Annotated in this window: 7 protein-coding genes; 6 read left to right on the top strand and 1 reads right to left on the bottom strand. The window is 68.7% G+C overall.

Annotation, left to right across the window (positions count from 1 at the left end):
* Positions 1-53: 53 nt before the first annotated feature.
* The 4 genes from ABTV91_RS16990 (at position 54) to lpxC (ending at position 4,735) form a co-directional block, all read left to right on the top strand.
* A complete protein-coding gene (locus tag ABTV91_RS16990) occupies positions 54-782 on the top strand; it encodes a cell division protein FtsQ/DivIB (protein WP_433852488.1) in 729 nt (242 codons plus the stop codon).
* Complete coding sequence (ftsA, locus tag ABTV91_RS16985) at positions 779-2,014, top strand: cell division protein FtsA (RefSeq protein ID WP_054667596.1); 1,236 nt, start codon at positions 779-781, stop codon at positions 2,012-2,014. The genes ABTV91_RS16990 and ftsA overlap by 4 nt, the downstream gene beginning before the upstream one ends.
* 177 nt (positions 2,015-2,191) lie before the next feature.
* The gene (gene ftsZ / locus ABTV91_RS16980; protein ID WP_433852487.1) at positions 2,192-3,421 is read left to right on the top strand and encodes a cell division protein FtsZ; all 1,230 of its coding nucleotides are present in this window, start codon (positions 2,192-2,194) and stop codon (positions 3,419-3,421) included.
* Positions 3,422-3,823: 402 nt separating this feature from the next.
* Positions 3,824-4,735, top strand: a complete 912-nt coding sequence (gene lpxC / locus ABTV91_RS16975; protein WP_433852486.1) for a UDP-3-O-acyl-N-acetylglucosamine deacetylase — start codon at positions 3,824-3,826, stop codon at positions 4,733-4,735.
* A gap of 180 nt (positions 4,736-4,915) precedes the next feature.
* Here the strand turns inward: lpxC and ABTV91_RS16970 are convergent, their stop codons facing one another.
* Positions 4,916-5,353, bottom strand: coding sequence for a DciA family protein (locus ABTV91_RS16970; protein ID WP_433852485.1), 438 nt, complete (start codon positions 5,351-5,353; stop codon positions 4,916-4,918).
* Between the two features lie 12 nt (positions 5,354-5,365).
* Between ABTV91_RS16970 and ABTV91_RS16965 the strand changes: the two genes are divergently transcribed.
* Positions 5,366-6,316 (top strand): M23 family metallopeptidase, encoded by a 951-nt coding sequence (locus ABTV91_RS16965; protein WP_433852484.1) that lies wholly within the window; start codon positions 5,366-5,368, stop codon positions 6,314-6,316.
* Positions 6,317-6,472: 156 nt separating this feature from the next.
* Positions 6,473-9,184, top strand: a complete 2,712-nt coding sequence (gene secA / locus ABTV91_RS16960) for a preprotein translocase subunit SecA (RefSeq protein WP_433852483.1) — start codon at positions 6,473-6,475, stop codon at positions 9,182-9,184.
* Positions 9,185-9,703 lie beyond the last annotated feature (519 nt).

The following is a 9,703-nucleotide window of genomic DNA, read 5'->3' as shown; positions in this document are numbered from 1 at the left end:
GGCCTTGGCGCGGTGCCGTCGCGTGGAACCGCACCGGCCGGCGGGAGGCGCGCATGAGCGCGCTGCTGCGCATCCTCGCCTGGCTGCTGGCCATCGCCCTGGTGGCGCTGCCGGTGGTGGCCGTGCTCAACGGCTGGGTCGGCGCCGAGCGCTGGCCGCTGGCCAAGCTGCGCGTGCACGGCGAGTTCAAGCGCGTGCCCGGCGAGGACCTGCGCAGGGCGCTGCTGCCGTACGCGCGCGCCGGCTACTTCGCGGTGAGGCTGCAGGACGCGCAGCACGCGGTGGAGCAGCTGCCGTGGGTGGAAAGCGCGCGGGTGCGCAAGCAGTGGCCGGACGTGCTGGAAGTCAGCGTGGTCGAGCACCGCCCGTTCGCGCGCTGGGGCAAGGACCGGCTGCTGTCCGAGCAGGGCCGCCTGTTCGCCACCCCGCACGGGCTGGAGAACGCGCCGCTGCCCGAGCTCGACGGCCCGGACAGCAAGACCGCCGAGGTGGTCGAGCTCTACAACGATTCGCGCGCGCTGTTCGCCCCGGTGGGCGTGGACGTGCGCGCGGTGGCGATGGACGCGCGCGGCAGCTGGTCGCTGGCGCTGGACAACGGCACCGAGGTCATCGTCGGCCGCGACGACGCGCGCTCGCGGCTGGGCCGCTTCGTGCGCGTGCTGCCGCAGCTCACGCGCACCCAGGTGCCGATCGTGCGCGCCGACCTCCGCTACACCAACGGTTTCACGCTGAGCTGGGGAACCCCGCCGCCGGCAGCAAAGCAGACGCAGGACAGGACATGAATCGCAAGGGTGACAAATCGCTGATCGTCGGCCTCGACATCGGCACCTCCAAGGTGGTGGCGCTGGTGGGCGAGTACTCGCCGGGCAGCCCGATCGAGGTGATCGGCATCGGCTCGCACGAATCGCGCGGACTCAAGCGCGGCGTGGTGGTGGACATCGAGTCGACGGTGCAGTCGATCCAGCGCGCCATCGAGGAAGCCGAGCTGATGGCCGGTTGCGAGATCCGCTCGGTCTACGCCTCGATCTCCGGCAACCACGTGCAGTGCCGCAACTCGCAGGGCATCACCCCGATCCGCGAGGGCGAGGTGACTTGGGGCGACCTGGACCGCGTGCTGGAGGCGGCCAAGGCGGTGGCGATCCCGGCCGACCAGAAGATTCTGCACGCGATCCCGCGCGAGTACGTGCTGGACGATTCGCAGGAAGGCATCCGCAACCCGGTCGGCATGACCGGCGTGCGCCTGGAGGTGCACGCGCACCTAGTGGTGTGCGCGCAGTCGGCCGCGGCCAACATCAGCAAGTGCGTGCAGCGCTGCGGCCTGCAGGTGGACGACCTGGTGCTGTCCTCGCTGGCCTCGTCGGTGGCGGTGCTGACCGCCGACGAGCGCGAGCTGGGCGTGGTGATGGTGGACATCGGCGCCGGCACCACCGACATCGCGGTGTTCGTGCAGGGCGCGATCTGCCACACCGCCTCGCTGCCGATCGCCGGCGACCACGTCACCAACGACATCGCGCACATGCTGCGCACGCCGACCCCGGAAGCCGAGCAGATCAAGGTGCGCTACGCCTGCGCGCTGGCGCAGCTGGCCACCGCCGAGGAGAGCATCCAGGTGCCGTCGGTCGGCGACCGCCCGCCGCGGCGCATGCCGCGCGCCTCGCTGGCGCAGGCGGTGCAGGGCCGCTACGAGGAAATCTTCGAGATGGTGCAGGCCGAACTGCGCCGCTCCGGCTTCGAGGAGATGGTGCGCGCCGGCATGGTGCTCACCGGTGGCGCCTCGAAGATGGAAGGCGTGGTCGAACTGGCCGAGGAAATGCTGCAGATGCCGGTGCGCGTGGGCATTCCGCAGCACGTCACCGGCCTGGGCGAGGTGGTCGGCAACCCGGTGCACGCCACCGGCGTGGGCCTGCTGCTGATGGGCAGCCAGATCGAGCATCCGCGGCGTCCGTCGCTGCCGACCGGGCGCGCCGGCACGCTGTTCAACAAATTGAAGAACTGGTTCCGCGGCGAATTCTGACGCGGAGCAGGCGGTAGCGCCGGCAGGCGGCCGGCGATTGAAGCAGTGCGGTACCCCCGGAGTGGCGCAGGCCACGAAGGATTCCAACGACAACTGCCGCAACGGCGGCGCGGTACGGCAAGGGCAGGACGCCTGCGCGGCCACGCCAACGGAAGCGGTTATAACGAGGACATGGACATGGCACATTTCGAACTGATCGAGAAGATGGCACCCAATGCGGTGATCAAGGTGGTGGGCGTGGGCGGTGGCGGCGGCAACGCCGTGGCGCACATGGTCAACTCCAGCGTGGACGGCGTTGAATTCATCACCGCCAACACCGACTCGCAGGCCATCAAGAACTGCGGCGCCAAGCTGCAGCTGCAGCTGGGCACCAACGTCACCAAGGGCCTGGGCGCCGGCGCCAACCCGGAAGTCGGCCGCCAGGCCGCGCTGGAAGACCGCGAGCGCATCATGGACGCCCTGCAGGGCGCGGACATGGTGTTCATCACCGCCGGCATGGGCGGCGGCACCGGTACCGGCGCCGCGCCGGTGGTGGCGCAGCTGGCCAAGGAAATGGGCATCCTGACCGTGGCCGTGGTCACCAAGCCGTTCCCGTTCGAAGGCCGCCGCCGCATGCAGGTGGCGCTGAAGGGCATCGAGGAACTGAGCCAGCACGTCGACTCGCTGATCACTATTCCCAACGAGAAGCTGATCACCGTGCTCGGCCGCAACGCCACCATGGTGCAGGCGTTCCGCGCCGCCAACGACGTGCTGCAGGGCGCGGTGCAGGGCATCGCCGACCTGATCGTGCGCCCGGGCCTGATCAACGTCGACTTCGCCGACGTGCGCACCGTGATGTCGGAAATGGGGCTGGCCATGATGGGTACCGGCACCGCCCGCGGCGACGACCGCGCCCAGGCCGCCGCCGAGGCCGCCATCCAGAACCCGCTGCTGGACGACGTGAACCTGGCCGGCGCCAACGGCATCCTGGTCAACATCACCGCCGGCCCGGACTTCACCATGAGCGAGTTCGACGAGATCGGCCGCACCATCGACGGCTTCGCCTCGGAAGACGCCACCGTCGTGGTCGGCACCGTGCTCGACCCGGACATGCAGGACGAAGTGCGCGTGACCGTGGTCGCCACCGGCCTGAACCGCGCCGCCGCCAAGAGCGCGCAGCGCCCGGGCGAGCGCGCGCCGATCAAGCTGGTGCGCAACGCCACCACCGGCCAGGCCGAGTTCGGCGGCGACTACGAGAGCCCGGCCGATGCCGTGGCCAAGGCCGTGGGCAGCTCGCTGGGCATGGGCCTGCGCCGCCCGAGTTCGGACACCGTGGCCGCCTCGGCCCCGGCGGCCGCACCGGCCGCCGCGGAACTGCCGAGCGACTACCTGGACATCCCGGCGTTCCTGCGTCGTCAGGCCGACTGATGCCGCCCTTGGCGGAACAGTCTGCCTTGCGGACGGGCCGGCCTGGCCATCCATGGCCAGGCGCTACGCTGCGCGCGAAGCGGTGCTTCGCAAGCGCGCAGCTCGCCCTGCGCCGTCAGGCCGACTGACCGCGCGGCCCCTGTTCCGCTGGACGCCCTGATTAGCGGGGCGCTGGCGGTGGACGGCGGGCCGGCCAGTCGAAGGTCGTTGTAGACGCCGGGGTTGTCCTCCCCGGTGGCAGCATCCATGTCCTTGCTGCCGGGCCAGGATCGGCCCGGCGGCATCTTCGCCTCCCCGGAGGAGGCGGGGCCGGCGCCGCGCGCCAGGGCTGGATGTTGATGCGTGTTATTCTTGTTTGGCTATGGCCGCGCTCCGGGCGGGCCCCTCCTGAACCTACTTCCGATGATCCAGCAGCGCACCCTCAAGAACACGATCCGCGCCACCGGCGTCGGCCTGCACAGCGGCGACAAGGTCTACATGACCCTGCGCCCGGCCCCGGTCGACCATGGCATCGTGTTCCGGCGCGTGGACCTGGACCCGGTGGTGGAAGTGCCGGCGCGCGCCGACCTGGTCACCGAAGTGACCCTGTGCACCGGCCTGACCTGCGAAGGCGCCAAGATCCAGACCGTCGAACACCTGATGTCGGCCATGGCCGGCCTCGGCGTGGACAACGCCATCGTCGAACTGTCCTCGGCCGAACTGCCGATCATGGACGGCTCCTCGGGCCCGTTCGTGTTCCTGCTGCAGTCGGCGGGCATCGCCGAGCAGCCGGCGCCCAAGCGTTTCCTGCGCATCCTCAAGACCGTGGAAGTGCGCGACGGCGACAAGATCGCCCGCTTCGAACCGCACGAAGGCTACCGGCTGGGCTTCACCATCCAGTTCGACCACCCGATGATCCCGGCCAGGCAGTCGCGCGTGGAGATCGACTTCTCCACCGCCGCCTACATCAAGGAAATCTCCCGCGCGCGCACGTTCGGTTTCATGCGCGACCTGGAATACATGCGCGAGCGCAACCTGGGGCTGGGCGGCTCGATGGACAACGCCATCGTGCTGGACGAGTTCCGCGTGCTCAACGACGACGGCCTGCGTTACGCCGACGAGTTCGTGCGCCACAAGATCCTCGATGCGATCGGCGACCTGTACCTGGCTGGCGGCCCGGTGCTGGGCGCCTACGAGGGCTACAAATCCGGCCATGCGCTCAACAACAAGCTGGTCCGCGCGCTGCTGGCCGACGCCAGCGCCTGGGAGTGGGCGAGCTTCGATTCCCCGGCCACCGCCGACCCCATCACCTACGGGGCGCCTGCCTACGCCTGAATGGGCGGTTCGCGGATAGGCGTAGACAAAATGTGAATCCAGGCGCCACTTCGGCCTGAATTTAACCTTTTTTTAACAAAACACTAACTCCTGCACTGCAAGTCGCGGCTAGGATTCCTGCCGGCTTGGTGCTGGGAGTCCTTCGGGATGCCCGGACGCGGTGGAGGAACTCCTCCGCATTCAGGAACGGGTGCCCTTTACATCCGCCAGACAAGCCAGGGCGTCGCGCAGGCCTTTGTGCGTGGCGGCCGTTACTGCGTGAGTGCTGCGCTGGTCGTTGCGCACCGGGGAGGGTGCAGGCGCGGTTGCAGTCTTGACGGTCACCCGGGTGGCCGCCAGCCCGATGGATCGGGCCGCGTCGAGCAGCTGGCCTTCGGCAAGCCTGACCTTGGCATGCCAGACCGGCGATTCGACGAGAAAAACGAGGTGTTCGCCGTCCACATTGGCCAGCCGGCAACGGTTCGCCAAGGCAGGCGGCAGATGGGGGCGCAACTGCCGGTCCAGCGCGTCGAGCCACAGGGCTCGCCGCAACGGGTTTCCCGCTTTGTCCGCCATGACCGCTTCCAGCGCCTGTTTCGGCGCGGTGCGGGAACGAACGCTGGATTTCGGCTCAGACATAAGAATTCTTCGATGGCATTCAAAAAGATCGTAATCAAAACACGGGGGCAGCAGGCGAAAACGCCGTTGGCGCGCCTGCAGGTGTTTTTCGAGGATAGGCCAAAGGCACTGCTGGGCACCGTGATGGGGCTGGGCTGCCTGGTGGGCGTGGGGCTCACCCTGGGTACCGGCGCGGCGGGCGACGCGGCGCTGCGCGCCCAGGTCGAGCGCCAGGAACGCGAGCTGGTCAGGGTGCAGGCCGACGCGCAGACGCAGGTCAACGCGCTGGCCGCGCGGCTGGGCGAGCTGCAGGCCCAGGCCACGCGCCTGAACGCGCTGGGCGAGCGCCTGACCCAGATGGGCAAGCTCGAGGACGGCGAGTTCGACTTCAACGAGACGCCCGGCCTGGGTGACGGCGATGCCGGCCCGGCCCAGGACATCCCGCTCAGCGCCGTCAACAGCGACTTACAGGTGCTGGAGCAGCGCTTCGCTGCTTCAGGCCGCCAGCTGTCGGTGCTCGAGTCGCTGCTGTTCGACCACCAGTTGGAGCAGAACGCCGTGCCCTCGCGCATGCCGATCCGCAACAGCTACGTGACCTCCGGTTTCGGCACCCGCGCCGACCCGTTCGGCCGCGGCGCCGCGACCCACAAGGGCATGGACTTCCACGCCCGCGTCGGCGATCCGGTGATGGCGGTGGCCGACGGCGTGGTCAGCTTCGCCGGGGTCAAGGGCGGCTACGGCAACGTGGTCGAGGTCGACCACGGCAACGGCTACAAGACCCTGTACGCGCACAACTCGCGCCTGACCGTGCGCGAGGGCAACCTGGTCCGCGTCGGCCAGGAAGTGGCCAAGGCCGGCTCCACCGGGCGTTCCACCGGCGCGCACGTGCATTTCGAGGTGTGGCAGGACGGCCGCGTGGTCAACCCGCGCAAGTTCCTCGGCGATGGCCGCGCCACGCCGGTCGGCCGTGTCGGGCGGGGCTGATCGCCGCCGGCGGGCGCTTGAATCGCCAGGCGCCCGCCCCAAGCTACAATAGGCGTTGCCATCGACAGGGCGCATTGCGCCCTGTTTCGTTTGTGCCCGGCTGGTCCCGCTTGGGGTGGGGCCGCGCACGGCATTCCATTCAAACCGGTTCCTTCAATGATCAACAGCCTGCTTACCCGCGTTTTTGGCAGCCGCAACGAGCGCCAGCTCCGCCAGCTCAACCGTATCGTCGCCAAGATCAATGCCTTGGAGCCGGAAATCCAGAAGCTTTCCGACGACCAGCTGAAGGCCAAGACCCCTGAGTTCCGCGAGCGCATCGCCGCCGGCGAAGCGCTGGACAAGGTGCTGCCGGAAGCCTTCGCGGTCTGCCGCGAGGCCTCGCAGCGCGTGCTGGGCATGCGCCACTACGACGTGCAGTTGATCGGTGGCATGGTGCTGCACCTGGGCAAGATCGCCGAAATGCGCACCGGCGAAGGCAAGACCCTGGTGGCGACCCTGCCGGTCTACCTCAACGCCCTGGAAGGCAAGGGCGTGCACGTGGTCACCGTCAACGACTACCTGGCCCGCCGCGACGCCGCGCAGATGGGCAAGCTGTACAACTGGCTGGGGCTGAGCGTGGGCGTGGTCTACCCGGGCATGCCGCACGGCGACAAGCGCGAGGCCTACGCCGCCGACATCACCTACGGCACCAACAACGAGTTCGGCTTCGACTACCTGCGCGACAACATGGCGCTGACCCGCGCCGACCGCCACCAGCGCGGCCTGCACTACGCCATCGTCGACGAAGTGGACTCGATCCTGATCGACGAGGCGCGCACCCCGCTGATCATCTCCGGCCCGGCCGACGATTCGCCGGAGCTGTACATCCGCGTCAACCGCGTGGTGCCGCAGCTGGTCAAGCAGGAAACCGAGGAAGGCGAGGGCGATTTCTGGGTCGACGAGAAGGGCAAGCAGGTGCACCTGTCCGAAGCGGGCATGGAGCACGCCGAGGAGCTGCTGCGCCAGGCCGGCATCATCGACGCCGACAACGACGGCGGCCTGTACGCCGCGCAGAACCTGACCGTGGTCCACCACCTCAACGCCGCCCTGCGCGCGCACGCCATCTACCAGCGCGACGTGGACTACATCGTGCGCGACGGCGAAGTGGTGATCGTGGACGAATTCACCGGCCGCACCCTGGCCGGCCGCCGCTGGTCCGACGGCCTGCACCAGGCGGTGGAAGCGAAGGAAGGCGTGCCGGTGCAGCGCGAGAACCAGACGCTGGCCAGCATCACCTTCCAGAACCTGTTCCGCATGTACAAGAAGCTGTCCGGCATGACCGGTACGGCCGATACGGAAGCCTACGAGTTCCAGAGCATCTACGGCCTGGAAGTGGTGGTGATCCCGACCAACAAGCCCACCATCCGCAAGGACCACCCGGACCAGGTGTTCCTCAACCGCAAGGGCAAGTTCAACGCGGTGCTGGCCGACATCGAGGAATGCGCCAAGCGCGGCCAGCCGGTGCTGGTCGGCACCACCTCGATCGAAACCTCGGAAATGCTGTCCGAGCACCTGCGCAAGGCCGGCGTGCAGCACGAAGTGCTCAACGCCAAGCAGCACGACCGCGAAGCGACCATCGTCGCCAACGCCGGCCGCCCGGGCTCGGTGACCATCGCCACCAACATGGCCGGCCGCGGTACCGACATCGTGCTGGGCGGCTCGCTGGAAACCGAGCTGCACGAGCTGGGCGAAGACGCCAGCGCCGAGCAGAAGGCCGCGCTCAAGGCCGCCTGGCAGGAGCGCCACGACGCGGTCAAGGCCGCCGGCGGCCTGCACATCGTCGGCACCGAACGCCACGAATCGCGCCGCATCGACAACCAGCTGCGCGGCCGTTCCGGCCGCCAGGGCGACCCGGGTTCCTCGCGCTTCTACCTGTCGCTGGAAGACAACCTGATGCGCATCTTCGCCTCGGACTGGGTGCAGAAGGCGATGCGCCTGATGGGCATGAAGGAAGACGACGTCATCGAGGACCGCCTGGTCAGCCGCCAGATCGAGAAGGCGCAGCGCAAGGTCGAGGCGCACAACTTCGACATCCGCAAGAACCTGCTGGACTTCGACGACGTCAACAACGACCAGCGCAAGGTGATCTACGCCCAGCGCGACGAGCTGCTGGACGCCGAGTCGGTCAAGGACAACATCGACGGCATCCGCGGCGACGTGATCTACGACGTGGTCACCCGTTTCGTGCCGCCGAACTCGGTGGACGAGCAGTGGGACCTGCCGGGCCTGCAGGCCACGCTGGAATCGGACCTGGGCGTGCAGATGGACCTGGTCGGCCTGTTCAAGCAGCACGAGGAACTGGATGCCGAAGGCATCGCCCAGGCCGTGGCCGAGCACCTGGACCAGCACTTCGTGCAGAAGGAAGCGGCGGTCGGCGCCGAGACCATGCGCGCGCTGGAGAAGCACGTGATGCTGACCGTGCTCGACCAGAGCTGGAAGGAGCACCTGGCGCGCATGGACTACCTGCGCCAGGGCATCTACCTGCGCGGCTACGCGCAGAAGCAGCCCAAGCAGGAATACAAGAAGGAAGCCTTCGAGCTGTTCTCGGAGATGCTGGAGAACGTCAAGCGCGAAGTGATCCAACTGCTCTCGCGCGTGCGCATCCGCAGCGAGGAGGAAGTGGCGGCGATGGAAGCGCTGGAGCGCCAGCAGGCCGAGGCGCGCCTGCAGATGTCGCAGTTCCAGCACCAGGACAACGGCGGTTACGGCGCCGACGAGGAAGCGGCTGACGTGCAGGCCGCGCTCGCCGAGCCCAAGGTCGGCCGCAACGACCCGTGCCCCTGCGGCAGCGGCAAGAAGTACAAGCATTGCCACGGTCAACTCAACTGAAAGTTGAGTTGACCGTGGTGTAGCCCGCTTTGCGGGCTACACCCCCAAGTCCGCCGTGCGGACTTGGGGCCCCGCGTTCCTTTCTCCCGATCCCCGCGGCTGTCGCCGCGCCCCCTTACCAAGGGGGCTTTCCCCCGGACGGATTCGGTAGTGCCGGCCGTTGGCCGCGGCACGCCATCGCTGCGCGCTGTCGCTCCACGATTTGCGCCGCAAACCGCGGCCCCGTTCTTTTCTTCTTCCCCGGACCGGCGCAGCGCACCGGGCGTCCGGCTGGCCTGCGGTGCGGTGCCGCCTAGGCAGGCCACCCTCACCCCCGCGCCTTGGCCGGCCCCGGCATCCGGCCCGCTCTTCGGGCCGGCGTCGCCGTTCGCGCTTCGCGTCGTGGTGCGCGCTGACCCAAGGGGCTTGCCTCCAGACGCGATCCCGATGGGTGCCGACAGTCGATCGGCACTGCCGTGCACCGCTGGACCGTAGGTGTGGGGCTCGCCCCACACGGGGCCTTGTCGATGGCGCCCGCGC

It is taken from the genome of Stenotrophomonas nitritireducens (assembly GCF_050984405.1).
Lineage (GTDB): Bacteria > Pseudomonadota > Gammaproteobacteria > Xanthomonadales > Xanthomonadaceae > Stenotrophomonas > Stenotrophomonas nitritireducens_B.
This window is presented reverse-complemented; position numbering and strand designations above follow the sequence as displayed.

What these genes read in the sequence shown, in the direction of transcription:
- ABTV91_RS16990 (WP_433852488.1), top strand. Translation starts at nt 54, where the DNA reads ATGAGCGCGCTGCTGCGCATCCTCGCCTGGCTGCTGGCCATCGCCCTG.
- ftsA (WP_054667596.1), top strand. Translation starts at nt 779, where the DNA reads ATGAATCGCAAGGGTGACAAATCGCTGATCGTCGGCCTCGACATCGGC.
- ftsZ (WP_433852487.1), top strand. Translation starts at nt 2,192, where the DNA reads ATGGCACATTTCGAACTGATCGAGAAGATGGCACCCAATGCGGTGATC.
- lpxC (WP_433852486.1), top strand. Translation starts at nt 3,824, where the DNA reads ATGATCCAGCAGCGCACCCTCAAGAACACGATCCGCGCCACCGGCGTC.
- ABTV91_RS16970 (WP_433852485.1), bottom strand. Translation starts at nt 5,353, where the DNA reads ATGTCTGAGCCGAAATCCAGCGTTCGTTCCCGCACCGCGCCGAAACAG.
- ABTV91_RS16965 (WP_433852484.1), top strand. Translation starts at nt 5,366, where the DNA reads ATGGCATTCAAAAAGATCGTAATCAAAACACGGGGGCAGCAGGCGAAA.
- secA (WP_433852483.1), top strand. Translation starts at nt 6,473, where the DNA reads ATGATCAACAGCCTGCTTACCCGCGTTTTTGGCAGCCGCAACGAGCGC.